Annotated in this window: 15 protein-coding genes and 1 tRNA gene; 14 read left to right on the forward strand and 2 right to left on the reverse strand. The window is 60.0% G+C overall.

Going from position 1 to position 17855, the window contains the following annotated elements; all coding sequences use genetic code 11:
* Positions 1-119: 119 nt before the first annotated feature.
* From PGR6_RS26045 to PGR6_RS26065, 4 genes are all read left to right on the forward strand, one after another.
* A complete protein-coding gene (locus tag PGR6_RS26045; RefSeq protein ID WP_064620773.1) occupies positions 120-3866 on the forward strand; it encodes a bifunctional diguanylate cyclase/phosphodiesterase in 3747 nt (1248 codons plus the stop codon).
* A 15-nt stretch (positions 3867-3881) separates the two neighbouring features.
* Positions 3882-3958: transfer RNA gene (locus PGR6_RS26050), tRNA-Ile, on the forward strand.
* 514 nt (positions 3959-4472) lie between these two features.
* Positions 4473-4973, forward strand: coding sequence for a hypothetical protein (locus PGR6_RS26060; RefSeq protein WP_064620776.1), 501 nt, complete (start codon positions 4473-4475; stop codon positions 4971-4973).
* Between the two features lie 10 nt (positions 4974-4983).
* A complete protein-coding gene (locus PGR6_RS26065; protein WP_018928836.1) occupies positions 4984-5226 on the forward strand; it encodes a hypothetical protein in 243 nt (80 codons plus the stop codon).
* Between the two features lie 290 nt (positions 5227-5516).
* Here the strand turns inward: PGR6_RS26065 and PGR6_RS30270 are convergent, their stop codons facing one another.
* Both PGR6_RS30270 and PGR6_RS26070 read right to left on the reverse strand, forming a co-directional pair.
* Positions 5517-5681 (reverse strand): hypothetical protein, encoded by a 165-nt coding sequence (locus PGR6_RS30270; RefSeq protein WP_168206189.1) that lies wholly within the window; start codon positions 5679-5681, stop codon positions 5517-5519.
* A 238-nt stretch (positions 5682-5919) separates the two neighbouring features.
* Entirely contained in the window at positions 5920-6564 is a 645-nt protein-coding gene (locus tag PGR6_RS26070) for a hypothetical protein (protein WP_064620780.1), read from the reverse strand.
* 138 nt (positions 6565-6702) lie between these two features.
* On the opposite strand from PGR6_RS26070, the gene PGR6_RS26075 reads away from it, so the two are divergent.
* From PGR6_RS26075 to PGR6_RS26115, 10 genes are all read left to right on the forward strand, one after another.
* The gene (locus PGR6_RS26075) at positions 6703-7164 is read left to right on the forward strand and encodes an Lrp/AsnC family transcriptional regulator (RefSeq protein ID WP_007980298.1); all 462 of its coding nucleotides are present in this window, start codon (positions 6703-6705) and stop codon (positions 7162-7164) included.
* Between the two features lie 214 nt (positions 7165-7378).
* Complete coding sequence (locus PGR6_RS26080; protein ID WP_018928833.1) at positions 7379-9061, forward strand: flavin monoamine oxidase family protein; 1683 nt, start codon at positions 7379-7381, stop codon at positions 9059-9061.
* Positions 9062-9073: 12 nt separating this feature from the next.
* Positions 9074-9868: a carbon-nitrogen hydrolase family protein gene (locus tag PGR6_RS26085; protein WP_019650322.1), complete on the forward strand. Its 795-nt coding sequence runs from the start codon at positions 9074-9076 to the stop codon at positions 9866-9868.
* A gap of 107 nt (positions 9869-9975) precedes the next feature.
* The gene (gene pqqF / locus PGR6_RS26090; RefSeq protein WP_064620783.1) at positions 9976-12414 is read left to right on the forward strand and encodes a pyrroloquinoline quinone biosynthesis protein PqqF; all 2439 of its coding nucleotides are present in this window, start codon (positions 9976-9978) and stop codon (positions 12412-12414) included.
* A gap of 156 nt (positions 12415-12570) precedes the next feature.
* A complete protein-coding gene (pqqA, locus tag PGR6_RS29750) occupies positions 12571-12645 on the forward strand; it encodes a pyrroloquinoline quinone precursor peptide PqqA (protein ID WP_009045898.1) in 75 nt (24 codons plus the stop codon).
* Positions 12646-12729: 84 nt separating this feature from the next.
* The gene (gene pqqB / locus PGR6_RS26095) at positions 12730-13641 is read left to right on the forward strand and encodes a pyrroloquinoline quinone biosynthesis protein PqqB (protein WP_018928830.1); all 912 of its coding nucleotides are present in this window, start codon (positions 12730-12732) and stop codon (positions 13639-13641) included.
* 127 nt (positions 13642-13768) lie between these two features.
* Positions 13769-14521, forward strand: a complete 753-nt coding sequence (gene pqqC, locus PGR6_RS26100) for a pyrroloquinoline-quinone synthase PqqC (protein ID WP_007936521.1) — start codon at positions 13769-13771, stop codon at positions 14519-14521.
* Entirely contained in the window at positions 14518-14793 is a 276-nt protein-coding gene (pqqD, locus tag PGR6_RS26105; protein ID WP_018928829.1) for a pyrroloquinoline quinone biosynthesis peptide chaperone PqqD, read from the forward strand. The genes pqqC and pqqD overlap by 4 nt, the downstream gene beginning before the upstream one ends.
* A gap of 4 nt (positions 14794-14797) precedes the next feature.
* A complete protein-coding gene (pqqE, locus tag PGR6_RS26110) occupies positions 14798-15940 on the forward strand; it encodes a pyrroloquinoline quinone biosynthesis protein PqqE (protein WP_177343117.1) in 1143 nt (380 codons plus the stop codon).
* Positions 15906-17738, forward strand: coding sequence for a S9 family peptidase (locus PGR6_RS26115; RefSeq protein WP_064620788.1), 1833 nt, complete (start codon positions 15906-15908; stop codon positions 17736-17738). Before pqqE ends, PGR6_RS26115 begins: the two co-directional genes overlap by 35 nt.
* Positions 17739-17855 lie beyond the last annotated feature (117 nt).

Here is a 17855-nt window from a genome sequence, read left to right on the forward strand (position 1 = left end):
AGAACCCCCGGCCCAGGCCGGGGGTTTTGCTTTATGCAGATTAAATGCCCCGCACGTCCCACCCGCCGAATAGCCCGTCTACACTCGAAGCATTCCCCCAAAGCCATAACGAGACCGTTATGCCCAGATGGTCGACCGTGCTTTTTTTGCTGTCGCTGATGACCTGGACCGCAACGGCTGGCGCGCTGACTCTGACCGACGAAGAACGTAGCTGGCTGGCGGCTCACCCGGAATTGCGCCTGGGCGTCGATGCCTCCTGGCCGCCGTTTGAGTTTCGCGACGATCATGGGCGTTATCAGGGCCTGGCAGCGGACTATATCAACGTCATCCGGCAACGGCTGGCCATCAAACTCACGCCCATCGAACCGGTCAGCTGGACTGAAGTGCTGCAGCAGGCCAAACAAGGCAAGCTAGACATCTTGCCGGGCATCATGTCGACCCCCGAGCGCCAGACCTATCTGTCGTTCACCCGCCCCTACCTCGATTTTCCGATTGTCATTCTGGCCCACGTCGGAGGCCCCCAACCGCGCAAACTCAAAGATCTGTACGGGCTGAAGATCGCCGTGGTGGAAAACTACGCTCCCCATGAACTGTTGCGCACTCAGCATCCCGACTTGAATCTGGTGGCAATGCCCAATGTCAGCTCGGCGCTGCAGGCACTTGCCACCGATGCGGTGGACGCCGTCGTGGGCGATCTTGCCTCCAGCGTCTGGAGCCTGCGCCAGCTCAAGCTCGAAGGGCTCTACGTCAGCGGTGAAACGCCCTACCGCTATCAATTGGCGATGGCCGTCCCGCCGAACGACAAGCTGCTGGTCAGTATCCTGGACAAAGTCCTGGCAGACATGAGCCCGAGTGAAATCAGTGCCATCCAGGAACATTGGGTCGGTAATGTCCTCGATCATCGAACCTTCTGGTCCGATGTGCTGATGTACGGCCTTCCAGGACTACTGCTTCTGATCGTCGTTCTGGCAGTGGTTATCCGGATCAACCGCCGACTGAGTTCGGAAATTGCCCGCAGGGTCGACCTGGAACAGGAGCTGCGCAGCAGCGAATACCATTACCGCGGGCTGGTGGAGAGTCTTTCAGCCATCGCCTGGGAAGCGCAGATCAGCGATTACACCTACAGTTACGTGTCGCCCCACGCCCAGGACCTCCTCGGTTATCCCCTGTCCCATTGGCTGATTCCGGGCTTCTGGCGCAACATCATCCACCCCGCGGACCTCACTCGGGCCCAGGCGTTCTGCGACCGTGAAGTGGCGGCCGGGCGCGATCACAGCGTCGATTACCGGGTCATCACCGCTGATGGCCGTTGCCTGTGGGTCCGCGATATCGTCAGCCTGATCGAACATGGCCGTGAACCGGTCCTGCGCGGGCTGATGATCGATATCAGCGAAGCCAAACGCACCGAAGAGGCGCTGCGCCTGTCGGAACAGAAGTTCGCCTCAGTGTTCCAGCAATGCCCGGATATTCTGGTGATCGCACGGCTTTCCGATGGCTGCCTGCTGGAAGTCAACGAAGCGTTCGAGGAACAGATCGGCCTCAAGGCCGAAGACGTCATAGGCCAGACGGCCACCGACCTGAACATCTGGGGCGTTCCTGGCGTGGGACCGGGTTTGCTGCAGCGATTGCAGGCCGGCAGTATCCGCAACCTGGAGATGCCCTTTCGCCGCAACAATGGCCAGGTGTTTACCGGCCTGATCTCTGCCGAGCCTTTCGACCTCGACACGACCCCGGCCCTGGTGGTCGTCGTACGAGACATCAGTCAGCTCAAGGAAACCCAGCAACAGCTGCAAACCTCCGAAGAGAAATTCGCCAAGGCCTTCCACGCCTCCCCCGACGGCTTGCTGCTGTCCCGGCAGAGCGACGGCTTGCTGCTGGAGGTCAACGAAGGTTTCAGCCGTATAACCGGGTTCAACAGTGCGATGTCGGTAGATCGGTCGGCGCTGGACCTGGGGATCTGGGTCAATCTCAACGAGCGCAAACAGATGCTCGAATTGCTGCACCGGGATGGTTTCGTCCGCGATTTCAGTTGCCACATCCGCCGCAAGGACGGGCAGATCCGGCTCTGCGAAGTTTCAAGCCGGCCACTGCCCATCGGCGATGAAGACTGCATGCTGACCATCGCCCGGGACATTACCGAGCGGCACCTGATGCAGGAAAAACTGCAACAGGCCGCCACCGTGTTCGAAAGCACCGCCGAGGGCGTCTTGATCACCGACACCCAACAGCACATCAGCGCGGTCAATCGGGCATTCACCGAAATCACCGGCTACAGCGAGACCGAAGCACTGGGCCACACCCCTCGCCTGCTCGCCTCGGGCCTGCACGACAGCGCCTTCTATGCTGCGATGTGGCATCAACTGACCGCCGAAGGTCATTGGCAAGGCGAGATTTCCAACCGGCGCAAGAACGGCGAGCTCTACCCGAGCTGGCTGACCATCAGCGCCGTGCGCAACCGGGACAAACTCATCACCCACTTTGTCGCGGTGTTCGCGGACATTTCCAGCCTCAAGCATGCGCAAGCCAAACTCGACTACCAGGCGCACCACGATCCGCTGACCGGCCTGCCGAATCGCACACTGTTCGAAAGCCGCCTGCTGACCGCGCTGAACAACCAGCAGGAAAACGGTGGCCAAGGCGCCGTGCTATTCCTGGACCTGGACCGTTTCAAACACATCAACGACAGCCTCGGTCACCCGGTCGGCGACCTGCTGCTCAAAGGCATCGCCGTACGCCTCAAGGAGCAGTTGCGCGATATCGATACCGTGGCGCGGCTGGGTGGCGACGAATTCATCATCCTGCTCCCCGGCCTGCAACAGGCCAGCGATGCCGACAACATTGCCACCAAGCTGCTCAATTGCTTCAGCGCCCCTTTCCAGGCCGGCGAGCACGAGTTTTTCATCAGCGCCAGCATCGGCACCAGCCTGTATCCCAAGGACGGCTGCGACGTTGCCACGCTGGTCAAGAACGCCGATGCCGCGATGTATCGCTCCAAGGCCAAGGGCCGTAACCGGGTTGAAAGCTACACCCGCGACCTCACCGCCCAGGCCAGCGAACGCGTGGCACTGGAGCATGAACTGCGACGCGCCATCGAGCGCAATGAGCTGTTTTTGTACTACCAACCCAAAATCAGCCTCAAGGATCATCGGCTGGTCGGTGCCGAAGCGCTGATTCGCTGGCATCACCCAACCTTTGGCGATGTGCCCCCCGAGCACTTCATTCCCCTGGCCGAAGAAAACGGCATGATCCTGCAAATCGGTGATTGGGTATTGGAGACTGCCTGCCAGCAGATGTACGAGTGGAATCAGGTCTATGAGTGCCTCGGCCCACTCTCGGTCAACCTGGCGGGCGCTCAATTACGCCAGCCGAACCTGCTCGGCCGGATCGAGCAATTGCTCAAGGACAACCGCCTCAAACCTGATTTTCTGCAACTGGAGATTACCGAAAACTTCATCATGAGCCAGGCCGAAGAAGCGCTGACGGTCCTGCACCAACTCAAACGCCTGGGCGTGCAGCTGGCGATCGACGATTTCGGCACCGGTTATTCGTCCCTGAGCTACCTCAAACGCCTGCCGCTGGACATCCTCAAGATCGACCAGTCCTTCGTCCGCGGCTTGCCGGACGACCCGCACGACGCGGCGATTGTCCGCGCAATCATCGCCCTGGGCCGCAGCATGCAATTCACCGTCATCGCCGAAGGCGTCGAAACCCACGCCCAGCAACAATTCCTCACCGCCGAAGGCTGCGAACAGATCCAGGGCTACATCGTCAGCCTGCCACTTTCCCCCGACGAATTCGCCGCGACGTTTCTTCGTATAGCCGTATCGGATTTTTCGGATAGCACAGCCGAGAAACCATCGCTATAATCCGCGGCCTACTGAGGGCCTATAGCTCAGTTGGTTAGAGCAGAGGACTCATAATCCTTTGGTCCACGGTTCAAGTCCGTGTGGGCCCACCAACTCCAAAGCCGCGCATTGCGCGGCTTTCGCGTTTCTGGCTGGTCCACCACAGATACAGTCCCAGGGTCCAAGGGTACAATTCAGGTACAGTGCTGGTTCGCCAGCCGCCAAGGCGCTTCAAGGAGGTGCCTTGGCCTACAGGTCATCCTCTGGATTGCGCAACAGCCGCAACTCACCGCGTGCAACCTCATCCGGCACCGCGAAGGAGTACCGTCCCAGCATAGTGCCCAGCTCCAACGCAGCTGACATCTCCCGAGCACGATCATACTGATCGTAAGCCGAATCCAGGTCGAAGCTATTGTTCTCTTGCTTCAGGTCCCACAGCACACTTTCGGACGCCGAATGAGCCGTCGCTGTTGCCGCTGACCGAAAACTGACCTTGCGGGGGTGCGGTAGCTGGCGATGAGACCCGTGCAGACGTCAAATTCCCTGGGGGCCTCACATCAAAGACGGTTTGCATCTTAGTCACCGCTTGTAGAAAATCATCGTCTTTTTGCACGAATGGATACGCGCATGAAGTTCGAGAAGACCACGCAGTACAGGTCCGAGGAAGGGATCGTCTTCAATCTGTCTCAAATCACCCTCATGGAAAGCGACCGAGGTCGCCTGCGCGAGCTGCACTTTGGCGAAGCAAAACGCGCCCATTACCAAGTCAACAGCTTAGTCGTCGATATGTACGACCGAATGCAGGCTCGAAACCTGCCATGCCTGCTGACAGTCTGCATTTCCAATCCCCTCACCCGGCAGCAGGCCGATGCTATCAGCACTATGCGCGGCAACGTCGCCAAGGGAATTGCTGCGGCCTCAGGTGGCGTTGCAGGGAAGGTAGGTGCGTTGGGCGGGCCGCTCATTGGCTGGGCTTCAGGTGCAGTCGTGACGACAGGTGTCAACTGGTACCTCAAAGGGGCCCTGCCGAACCTGCATGCAGGTGACGTGCTGGTCAGCATCGAGGGAGAGGTCCATGGCGGGATTGGCCCACAGCGCTCTGTCGTGACGCTGGTCATCAAGGTCTGAGGAACTGCACATGCCCTACATCATGCAAACTATCGTCCTTCTGGTGCTGGGCGCGATCCTCGTTCAGTTTCTGAAACCGTACCCGTTGCGCAAGTGGCTGGGTTTGACGCTGCTGGCAACGGGCTTGGTCAGCATCTTCAAGGTTGGTGAGCAGCAGGTGCTGGGCTTTGACCTGGAACTGCTAGCACTGCTGGCCGTGCCGCTGGGCGTGGTGCTTTTCCTGACGCGGCGGCGGTTCACGGAGGGGGACTGAAGCCCTGGCACGATTTCTCGGTGCCGTCTCTGACCCAAAATCATATGGGACAACAGTCGATCAACAGCGCGTTGATCGATGATCTTAGCGTTGGACCTTGCCGGTGGATTGGGGGTTACTTTGAACATACTGGTAACTCCTAACGTTGGTTAGATGCCGCCAAAATCACTGCTAAATGATCGGTGGCGGCTGTAACGCAGGCCAGGTGCGTCGGAAATGTGTAATGCCACATTGACCAGCCTTGCCAACTCTGCGGGCGCGGCCTAATTCTGATCCTAGACAGCACGGATCTAGCGCACATGAAAGGTCACCTGGGCCAGCGCGGCGCCGAGCCCGAACGGCAGTAGTATCGCTCGGGTCGCGGTGGGGGCCGGGCTACGCATGTCTTCAGCCAAAGCAGCCACGTCTCGGTGCAACTGTTCAATGCTGGCTTGAGTCGTGGGAGGTAAGGACATACAGCGTCTTCCTGTCGGGATCAGATCGCGCCTTGTGCGCGGCTCCGAGGCGGGTCGTGCGTCATTTTTCCTGCCTGTCGTCTAGGTTATATTTTGCGCGGACGGCGGGTTATCGGATGACGTCCGCCAAGGTTGTAGGCAAACTCCGAGAATTGCGTAATGGGCGCATTTGGGCACTTTTCCGCCTTGTTGGGCTTTTTTTCGACGGGATACTCTCCGGACGTCGCTGCCAATCAGCTTACGTCCAAACACCCAATGAAGGGATCGCCTGCACCGGCTGCAACCGCTCAAGCACTTCCCCCGTCAACACAACCTCATACGTATCCGCCGGCCGCCCCCACTGCTCCACAATGACCATGCGCTCCACCAAAAGCCCCGCCAATCCAGTAATCGTATCGGCCAACACCTCGACGATTTCTTGAGTGCGCAACCACAAGCGATCATTAATGTCTGTCAGCTCAGCAATGATGCGATCAGACGACGCTGGGTCCGTATCGGGATAGGCGATATTTCGAAGCAAGTACCGCAACTCTCTTATTTTTGCGTGATCCTGCTCCGCTCCAAACTCTCCTTTCAGGATGGCTGCCGCTTTCGACTTATCGACGCGTTTCTCGGGCGAGTGCTTTGCAGGCAAGGTCTGCGCCATGGCGCCAGCGAAGAGGACCATTATCCGGGCTTCCAAATGTTCCTTCATGGCGTCGAGCGACGAAATGGACCGCGTCAAGGTAATGGAGGCCCCGCCATGATGCGTCAGGCCCATGGTCACTTTCAGGGTCACATCACCCGTTTCAAAACCCAGGGCTCGGGCTACGACGTAATGCCCCATTTCGTGATTGGCAATCTGCAGTGCATAGTCGCGCAGAGCCGCAGGCATGCTCTTCATTTCGATCCCCTCGCTTCACAGCCCCTGGTTGCGCATTCGACTACGAGTGACAATTTGTGTCCATCCAATTAACCCGTTGAGGGCATGGACTGCCTGTAATATGCCTGCCCATTGCTCTGTACCGCTGGAGATACCCCTTTGCCTGACACTCGCCCGCCCGTTCTCGACGAAATCGACCGCCAATTGATCGCCGCCTTGCAGATCAATGCCCGTGAAAGTGTGGCCATGCTTGCCCGGCAACTGGGCATCGCCCGGACCACCGTTACTTCGCGCCTGGCCCGGTTGGAAAAGGCCAAGGTGATCACCGGTTACGGTGTGCGACTGGGTCAGCGTGTGGTGGATGGCGGATTGCAGGCTTACGTCGGGATTACGGTGCAACCGAGGTCTGGCAAGGAAGTGCTGCGACGACTTAGCGCCATGGCTCAGGTGCAGCAGCTGTGTGCGGTGAGTGGCGAGTTTGATTATGTGGCGTGGTTGCGCACCGATTCGCCGGAGCAGCTGGATCAGTTGCTGGATCAGATCGGCAGTGTGGATGGGGTGGAGAAAACGACGACTTCGATCATCCTGAGCAGCAAGATTGATCGGGGGCAGCCGGTTTGAATTTCTGCCGGTAGGTCTTCGGTGTCTGGTCGGGCCTCTTCGCAGGCAGCCTCGCTCCTACAATATGTAGTGATAAATCGTCATATTGATAAAATAATTAGCAAAACGACGACACATTGCGTCTTATTAACGTGTTCTACGCTCTCTAGAATGGCTGCCATCTTTTCCTATACTCAGACGCGCATCCTGCGTCGGGTCGCCAGCAAGGTCAGCCATGAACAAGAACAATCGCCATCCTGCAGACGGTAAAAAACCAGTCACTATTTTCGGCCCGGACTTTCCTTTCGCCTTCGACGACTGGATCGAGCACCCGGCCGGGCTGGGCAGCATTCCAGCGCACAATCACGGCGCCGAAGTGGCGATTGTCGGGGCTGGCATTGCCGGTCTGGTGGCCGCCTATGAACTGATGAAACTGGGCCTCAAACCTGTCGTCTACGAAGCCTCGAAAATGGGCGGTCGTCTGCGCTCCCAGGCGTTCAACGGTGCCGAAGGCATCATCGCCGAGCTCGGCGGCATGCGCTTCCCGGTGTCGTCCACTGCGTTTTATCACTACGTCGACAAACTCGGCCTCGAGACCAAGCCCTTCCCGAACCCGCTGACCCCCGCGTCTGGCAGCACGGTGATCGATCTGGAAGGCAAAACCCATTACGCACAGAAACTGGCGGATCTTCCTGCACTGTTCCAGGAAGTCGCTGACGCCTGGGCCGATGCCCTGGAAGACGGTTCGCGCTTCGGCGAGATCCAGCAGGCGATCCGCGATCGCGACGTGCCGCGCCTCAAGGAATTGTGGAACACCTTGGTGCCGTTGTGGGACGACCGCACGTTCTACGATTTCGTCGCCACCTCCAAAGCCTTCGCCAAGCTCTCCTTCCATCACCGCGAAGTGTTCGGCCAGGTCGGTTTCGGCACCGGTGGCTGGGACTCGGACTTCCCCAACTCGATGCTGGAAATCTTCCGCGTGGTGATGACCAACTGCGACGATCACCAGCACCTGGTGGTCGGCGGCGTGGAACAAGTGCCGCAAGGCATCTGGCGCCATGTGCCGGAGCGTTGCGTGCACTGGCCGGAAGGCACCAGCCTCAGCTCGCTGCACAACGGCGCACCGCGTACCGGCGTGAAGAAAATTGCCCACGCGGCAGGCGGCCGTTTTGCGGTCACCGACAACTGGGGCGACACCCGCGAATACGCAGCGGTGCTGACCACTTGCCAGAGCTGGCTGCTGACCACCCAGATCGAATGCGACGAGAGCCTGTTCTCGCAAAAGATGTGGATGGCCCTGGACCGTACCCGCTACATGCAGTCGTCGAAAACTTTCGTGATGGTCGACCGCCCGTTCTGGAAGGACAAAGACCCGGAAACCGGCCGCGACCTGATGAGCATGACCCTCACTGATCGCCTGACCCGTGGCACGTACTTGTTCGATAACGGCGACGACAAGCCTGGGGTGATTTGCCTGTCGTACTCATGGATGAGCGACGCCCTGAAAATGCTTCCACAGCCAGTGGAAAAGCGCGTGAAGCTGGCGCTGGATGCGTTGAAGAAGATCTACCCGAAAGTCGACATCGCCGCGCGGATCATCGGCGATCCGATCACCGTGTCGTGGGAAGCCGACCCGCATTTCCTCGGGGCCTTCAAGGGCGCCCTGCCCGGTCACTACCGCTACAACCAGCGCATGTACGCGCACTTCATGCAGGACGACATGCCGCCCGAGCAACGCGGGATTTTCATCGCCGGCGATGACGTTTCATGGACACCGGCGTGGGTTGAAGGCGCGGTGCAGACCTCGCTCAACGCGGTGTGGGGCATCATGAAACACTTCGGCGGTGAAACTCACGCTGAAAACCCGGGTCCAGGAGATGTGTTCAACGAGATCGGTCCGATCGCCCTGCCCGAGTAAGAGGAATCCGAAATGCGCGTAGCCCTTTACCAATGTCCACCGCTGCCCCTGGATGTCGCAGGCAACCTGCAACGCCTGCATCAACTGGCGCTGGAGGCCAAGGGCGCGGATTTGCTGGTGGTGCCGGAGATGTTCCTGACCGGCTACAACATCGGCATAGACGCCGTCAGCGTGCTGGCGGAGGTGCACAACGGTGAATCGGCGCAGCAAATCGCGCGCATCGCCAAGGCAGCCGGGATCGCCATTCTGTATGGCTACCCCGAGCGTACCGAGGATGGGCAGATCTACAACGCCGTGCAGTTGATCGACGCCCATGGCGAGCGGCTGTGCAACTACCGCAAGACTCATCTGTTCGGTGACCTCGATCACTCGATGTTCAGCCCCGGGTCGGATGAGTTTCCGTTGGTTGAACTCAATGGCTGGAAGCTTGGCTTTTTGATCTGCTACGACCTGGAGTTCCCGGAAAACGCCCGGCGTCTGGCGTTGGCCGGTGCCGAGCTGATCCTGGTGCCGACGGCGAACATGATTCCCTACGATTTCATCGCCGACGTCACCGTCCGCGCCCGGGCCTTCGAAAACCAGTGTTATGTGGCTTACGCCAACTACTGTGGGAGCGAGGGCGAGATCCAGTATTGCGGCCAGAGCAGCATCGCCGCGCCGGATGGCAGCCGTATCGCCCAGGCCGGTCTTGATGAAGCGCTGATTGTCGGTGAGCTGGATCGCCAGCTGATGATCGATTCCCGCGCAGCCAATCGCTACTTCCTCGATCGCCGTCCCGAGCTTTACGACGCGCTGAACAAGCGCTGATCCACTTAGGGGGCGTTCTCAATATGTTTCCCCGGCGCAGTGTGGAAACTCATTGAGAACGCCCCCTAATCCGCTAGCATTAGCGCTTCTCTGTTCTGGAAGTGCTCATGCCTGCGCTGAATCACCCCCACCTTCACACTGAAACCCTGGCCAACGGTTTGCGGGTGACGCTGCGTCATGCTCCCGGTTTGAAGCGCGGCGCCGCTGCGTTGCGGGTCGCTGCCGGCAGTCACGACGTGCCATCGGCCTGGCCGGGGCTGGCGCACTTTCTCGAGCATTTGCTGTTCCTGGGTACAGAGCGCTTTCCCGCAGGACAAGGGCTGATGGCCTACGTACAAGGTCATGGCGGGCAGGTAAACGCGCGAACCAGCGAACGGACGACGGACTTCTTTTTCGAACTGCCGCCCCAGGCGTTCAGCGCTGGGCTGGAGCGTCTGTCAGACATGCTCGCCCATCCGCGTATGAATCCGGACGATCAGCGGCGGGAACGGGAAGTGCTGCACGCCGAATTTGTCGCCTGGTCGCGGGATGCCACAGCCCAACAGCAATTCGCGCTGTTCGACGGGCTCTCGGCGGCTCACCCGTTACGGGCGTTTCATGCTGGCAACCGTTACAGCCTGCCGATTCCGCAGCCCGAGTTTCAGCAAGCGTTGAAGGACTTCCATCAGCAGTTTTATCAGACCGGGCAAATGACGTTGAGCCTGGCCGGCCCGCAGAGTCTCGAAGCATTGAAAGGGATGGCGCAGGCGTTTGCCCTTGCCATTCCCGCCGGTAAAAAAGTCCCCCAGGCAAAGCCCAGCCTGTTGATGGATTCATCGGCCAATAGTTATCAACAGGCTGGAGAACGTCGACTGGATCTGCTGTTCACCTTCGAAGGGCTGCCCGACTCATCGCCCGAAGCGCTGGCGTTCCTGTGCCATTGGCTGACCGCCGCAAAAACCGGCGGCCTGGTCGCGCAGCTGCGAGACAGCGGGCTGGCAGACAACCTGAAAGCTGCGCCGCTCTACTGCTACGCTGGGCAAGCCTTGCTGCACATCGAATTCACGCTGCCCGCAAACACCACGCAATCGGGCAACGTGATCCGCGAACGGCTTCTGGATTGGCTGGGCTTTTTTGCCTCCCGTCAGGATTGGGCCCAATTGCGCGAAGAATACGCAGCCCTGCAGCAGCGCCAACAACAAGTCAGCAGCGCCTTGCAACTGGCCCAACGGGACAGCGAGCAACTTGAACCGGGGTTGTCCGAACAGGGCGTTGTCGCCCTCAAGGCAATCCTGCAACAAATCGGCGCTGTGGATAACTTCACCGGCCAGTGGCAACTACCGCCCCCCAACCCGTTTTTGCGTACCGAGACTCCAGCCCCGAATGCCGGCTTGATTCGCGGCCAGACCAGCGCCCACCGTGGCCTGCGGACCTTTGCCCAGGATCGCTCGCGCAGTCGCCGCGAACGTTCGCCGATGCAGTTCAGTCAGGCGTTGCCGGATAACACGGATGAAGGCGCGGTTTATCTGCGCTGGCGCCTGGAGTCCGCGCCTCACGGCCGTCTTCAGACCAATCTGGAAAACAACCTGGGGCCGTTGCGCGAGGATGCACGTCAGGCCGGTGTCGACGTTTCCTTCAGCGCATCGGGCAATGAGTGGCTGCTGAAACTGACGGGCCTGCAGGAGCCGATGCCAACAGTCCTCGAACATGTGCTGAAAGCGCTGACAAAACCTGATGCCCGTTTCTTACAGGAAGCACCGACGGCCACCCCATTGATGCCGATTCGACAGCTGCTCAAGGCGTTGCCCGATCTATGCACTGAGCACACCGCAGCCTCGGATGACTTGCAGCAACTCTGGTCGAGTGCGCGCTGGGATGGCCTGGCGACCGGATTGTCGGCCCAGACGCAAGCGGCGATGGGGTTGGCGTTGAGTCGTGTGCCGGGAACGCCAGACCATCAATCGACGTCACCTCTATCGATCGGCTCACAGCATCTCTGGAGCGCCATCGATACCGGCTCCAGCGAACACGCGCTGTTACTCTTTTGTCCGACGGCAACCCATGACATCGCCGACGAAGCTGCCTGGCGCTTGCTCGCACACGTGTGCCAGACACCGTTCTATCAACGCTTGCGGGTGGAGCTGCAACTCGGTTACGCGGTGTTCAGTGGCCTGCGCCAGATCAACGGTCAGACCGGGCTGTTGTTCGGCGTGCAATCGCCGAGCGTCGCGCCTCTGGACTTGTTGCAGCACATCGAACAATTCCTCGGCGAGCTCGAAAGGATGATCGAAAGCATCGATGAGCTGACCTTCATCGCCCAACGCCAAGCCCTGGCCGATCAATTCGACAGCACCGCCCTGCCCAACACCCAGGCCGCCGAACTGCTCTGGCAAGGCAAACTGGCCGGCCACTCGTCGGATTATCTGGGCCTTTTACCTCAAGCGATTCTGAAGATCGACCGCAAAGCCTTGCTGGCCGCGGCACAGCGACTGAATAGGGCCGAAGGTGGCTGGCGCTGTCTGGCCAGCGGACCTTGCCCGACTACGCGCTGGCAAGTGGCAAAATGATCATTACCGGCGCTGCAATTAGCTTTCTCAAAGATTCGCAGCCAATCACTCTGTAATTTTGAGTAACATAGCCACCTAACTATCTGAACATCTCCGGCTGGAGGTGGACTATATGTGTAGGTCTCAACTGTCCCATCCACCTGAAGGAGCGCTTCTATGTCCTGGTCCAAACCTGCTTACACCGACCTGCGTATCGGCTTCGAAGTCACCATGTACTTCGCAAGCCGCTAAGCTCTGCCGTTTGGTAGAGAATGCAGTGCTACGCCTCGGCTTGCCGGGGCGTTTTTATTTTCAGTTTTCAATGATGGAGCGGCCATGTTTGTCCAGATTCTAGGTTCCGCCGCCGGCGGCGGTTTCCCCCAGTGGAACTGCAACTGCGCGAACTGCGCAGGTTTTCGCGACGGCAGCCTGCGGGCCGAAGCGCGTACCCAGTCGTCCATCGCGATTTCCGATGATGGCGTGAACTGGGTGCTGTGCAATGCTTCGCCGGACATCCGCGCCCAGCTCCAGAGTTTCGCGCCGATGCAGCCGGGACGCGCGCTGCGTGATACCGGCATCAGCGCAATCATCCTGATGGACAGCCAGATCGACCACACCACCGGCCTGCTCAGCCTGCGCGAAGGTTGCCCGCATCAGGTCTGGTGCACTGACATGGTCCATGAAGACCTGAGCACCGGGTTCCCGTTGTTCACCATGCTGACCCACTGGAACGGCGGGTTGAACTGGAACCGTATCGAACTCGATCAGAGCTTCACCGTCCCGGCCTGCCCGAATCTGCGTTTCACCCCACTGCCCCTGCGCAGCGCCGCCCCACCCTACTCGCCGCACCGCTTTGACCCGCATCCGGGCGACAACATCGGCCTGATCGTCGAAGACCTGAGCACCGGCGGTAAACTGTTCTACGCACCGGGCCTGGGCAAGGTCGATGCTCCGCTGCTGAAGATCATGGCCAGCAGCGATTGTCTGCTGGTAGACGGTACGATGTGGGACGACGACGAAATGCAGCGCCGTGGCGTCGGCACGCGCACGGGTCGGGAAATGGGCCATCTGGCGCAGAACGGCCCCGGCGGCATGCTCGAAGTGCTGGAACAACTGCCCAAGCAGCGCAAAGTGCTTATCCACATCAACAACACCAACCCGATTCTCGATGAGGATTCGCCAGAGCGTGCGGAGCTGGCCCGTCGTGAAGTTGAAGTGGCTTATGACGGCATGAGTATTGTGCTGTAGCGGATGGCCTCTTCGCGGGCCAGCCACGCTCCCACAGGGATAGCGCTATCTCTGTGGGAGCAGGCCTGCCCGCGAAGGCGTCAGACCAGACACCAAAGAATCCACCGGTTGTTCCCGGAGAACCGCAATGACTGACACCCCAATGTCCCCCGCCGAATTCGAAGCGGCCCTGCGCGCCAAGGGCGCCTACTACCACATCTATCACCCGTATCACGTGGCGATGTATGAAGGCCGGGCGACCCGCGAGCAGATCCAGGGCTGGGTCGCCAACCGCTTTTACTATCAGGTGAACATCCCGCTCAAGGACGCCGCGATCCTGGCCAACTGCCCGGACCGCGAGATTCGTCGCGAGTGGATTCAGCGCCTGCTGGACCATGACGGCGCCCCCGGTGAAGACGGCGGTATCGAAGCCTGGTTGCGTCTTGGGCAAGCGGTCGGCCTCGACCCGGATCAGTTGCGCTCCCAAGAACTGGTGCTGCCCGGCGTGCGTTTCGCTGTGGATGCCTACGTCAACTTCGCCCGCCGGGCCCGTTGGCAGGAAGCCGCCAGCAGCTCATTGACCGAGCTGTTTGCGCCGCAAATCCACCAATCGCGCCTCGACAGTTGGCCGCAGCATTATCCGTGGATCGACCCGGCCGGTTACGAATATTTCCGTACGCGCCTGGGCCAGGCTCGCCGGGATGTGGAGCACGGTCTGGCAATCACGTTGCAGCATTACACTACGCGGGAAGGCCAGGAGCGCATGCTGGAAATTCTCCAGTTCAAACTGGACATTCTTTGGAGCATGCTCGATGCCATGAGCATGGCCTACGAACTGAACCGCCCGCCGTACCACAGCGTGACCGAACAGCGGGTCTGGCATAAAGGAATCACCTTATGAGTTTTGATCGCAGCAAAACCCCGACCTGGCGTCCCGGCTACCGTTTCCAGTACGAACCGGCGCAAAAGGGCCATGTATTGCTCTACCCCGAAGGCATGATCAAACTCAATGAGAGCGCCGCGCTGATCGGTGGCTTGATCGATGGCCAGCGAGATGTCGCGGCCATCATCGCCGAGCTCGACAAACAGTTCCCCGGCGTGCCCGAGCTCGGTGACGACATCGAGCAATTCATGGAGGTCGCCCGTGCTCAGCACTGGATCGAACTTGCCTGATTCCGTGTCAGGCAAGTTACCGCCCAAGCCCGAAATCGGCCTGCCCCTTTGGCTGCTGGCCGAGCTGACCTATCGCTGCCCGTTGCAATGCCCGTACTGCTCCAATCCGCTGGATTTCGCCGAGCAAGGCCAGGAGTTGACCACCGAGCAGTGGATCAAGGTCTTTCGCGAAGCCCGGGAAATGGGCGCGGCGCAGTTGGGGTTTTCCGGTGGTGAACCGCTGGTACGCCAGGACCTCGCCGAGTTGATCGCTGAGGCGCGCAAACTGGGGTTCTACACCAACCTGATCACCTCCGGCATCGGCCTCACCGAGCAGAAAATCAGCGACTTCAAAAAGGCCGGCCTGGACCACATCCAGATCAGCTTCCAGGCCAGCGACGAGCAGGTGAACAACCTGCTGGCCGGCTCGAAAAAGGCCTTCGCGCAAAAACTCGAAATGGCCCGTGCGGTGAAGGCGCACGGCTATCCGATGGTGCTGAACTTCGTCACCCATCGGCACAACATCGACAAAATCGACCGGATCATCGAGCTGTGCATTGCCCTTGAGGCAGACTTCGTCGAACTCGCGACGTGCCAGTTCTATGGTTGGGCTCAGCTCAATCGGGTCGGCCTGCTACCGACCAAGGAACAATTGGTTCGCGCCGAACGCATCACCAACGAATACCGCGCGAAACTGGAAGCCGAAGGGCATCCGTGCAAGCTGATTTTCGTGACGCCGGACTATTACGAAGAGCGTCCGAAAGCCTGCATGAATGGCTGGGGCAGTATTTTTCTGACGGTCACACCAGACGGAACCGCCCTGCCCTGTCATGGCGCCCGACAGCTGCCGGTGCAGTTTCCCAACGTGCGCGACCACAGCATGCAGCACATCTGGTACGACTCGTTCGGCTTCAACCGCTTTCGCGGTTACGACTGGATGCCCGAGCCGTGCCGCTCCTGCGACGAGAAAGAAAAGGACTTCGGCGGCTGCCGTTGCCAGGCGTTCATGCTCACGGGTGACGCGAGCAATGCCGACCCGGTGTGCAGCAAGTCGAAACATCACGGCGTGATCCTCAAGGCCCGCGAAGAAGCCGAGCACGCGACCCAGACCATCGAACAACTGGCCTTTCGCAATGAACGAAACTCACGCCTCATCGCCAAAAGCTGAACCCTTGAGCGCCGCCAGGGCCGTCGCGGCCGGCATCGACTTCGCCGAGTTGCAGGTCGGGCCACATGGCCTGTTCTGGAACGAGTACCGCCCCGAAGATGCTGCCTGCCGAGTCTGGCAGTGGCGCGACGGTCAGGCCCATTGCCTGACGCCACCCACGTTCAGTGTGCGCAGCCGGGTGTACGAATATGGCGGTGGCGCGTTTTGTCTGACCGATGACGGGCTGGTGTTCGTCAACGAGGCCGATCAGCAGCTGTATCGGCAATCGCTGAGCGATGGGACGCCTGAGGTGCTGACTTCAAGTGAATGCCGGTACGGCGATCTGCACTTCGCCAACGGGCAAGTGCTGGCGGTGGAAGAAAACCGCGATCGGCATCGCCTGGTGGCGATCGATCTGGCAGATGGCCGACGCCATCTGCTGGCCGAAGGCGCTGATTTCTACGCGGCACCGACCTTGAGTCCTGACGGTCGACGTCTGGCCTGGATCGAGTGGAATCGCCCGGATCAGCCCTGGACCGCAACACGCCTGATGGTTGCCGAACGCCAGCGCGATCACACCTTTGCGCAGCCGCGTTGTGTGGCCGGTGACGGTGCTCAGGAGTCACTGCAACAACCGGGATTCGATGACAGCGGCCGTCTGTATTGTCTGACCGATCGCGGCGGTTTCTGGCAGCCGTGGGTGGAGTCGACAGAAGGACTGAGCCCACTCCCGAGCACTGCTGCCGACCATGGACCGGCGCCCTGGCAATTGGGTGGTTGCACCTGGTTACCGTTGAGCGAAGACACTTATCTGGCGAGTTGGACCGAAGAGGGTTTTGGTCGACTGGGGCTTTGTCATGGCGATGGCTCCCGTGAGGATTTCACGGGCGACTACAGCCGCTTCCGCCATCTCGCACAGGATGAACAGTTCATCTACTGCATCGCTGCTTCGCCGGTCAGTTCGTCGGCAGTCATTGCCATCGACCGTGAAACACGCCAGGTCAACGTTCTGGCCGGCGGCATTGCACCGCTGCCCGCCGAACAGATCAGCCGCCCGCAAACCCTGTGCTATCCCAGCGGCTCAGGCGAGGCCCACGGTTTCTTCTACCCGGCGATGACCGGTGACACGAAACCGCCCTTGGTGGTGTTCATTCACGGCGGCCCGACTTCGGCCTGCTACCCGATGTTCGACCCGCGAATCCAGTATTGGGCACAACGCGGCTTCGCCGTGGCCGATCTCAACTACCGAGGCAGCAGCGGCTACGGCCGTGCTTATCGCCAGGCGCTGCATTTGAGCTGGGGCAAGGTGGACGTGGAAGATGCCTGCGCAGTGGTCGGCTACCTGGCCGGGCGCGGACTGATCGACGGCGATAAAGCGTTTATCCGTGGTGGCAGCGCCGGCGGGTACACCGCATTGTGCGCATTGGCCTTTCACAAGGTCTTTCGTGCGGGCGCCAGCCTGTATGGCGTCAGCGATCCCGTTGCGCTGGGCCGCGTCACCCACAAGTTCGAAAGCGATTATCTGGACTGGTTGATCGGAGACCCGGTAGAGGACGCTGAACGCTACGCCGCGCGCACGCCGCTGCTGCATGCGAACAACATCAGCGTTCCAATGATCTTCTTTCAGGGTGAACTGGACGCCGTGGTGGTGCCGCAACAGACCCGCGACATGGTCAAGGCATTACAGGACAACGGCATTCTGGTCGAAGCCCACTACTACGCAGACGAACGTCATGGTTTCCGCAAGGCCGGCAATCAGGCCCATGCGCTGGAGCAGGAATGGATGTTTTATCGGCGGGTGATGGAGTTGGCGGACTGAAATCGTAGCGCCCCATTCGCGGGCAACCATTGATCCTGCTATCGCTCAAGCACTGAAATGTCTTCGGCAAAACGCAGAGACAAAAAAACGCCCCACGCGAAAAGAATCAAACGTGGG

The organism is Pseudomonas sp. GR 6-02, assembly GCF_001655615.1.
GTDB lineage: Bacteria > Pseudomonadota > Gammaproteobacteria > Pseudomonadales > Pseudomonadaceae > Aquipseudomonas.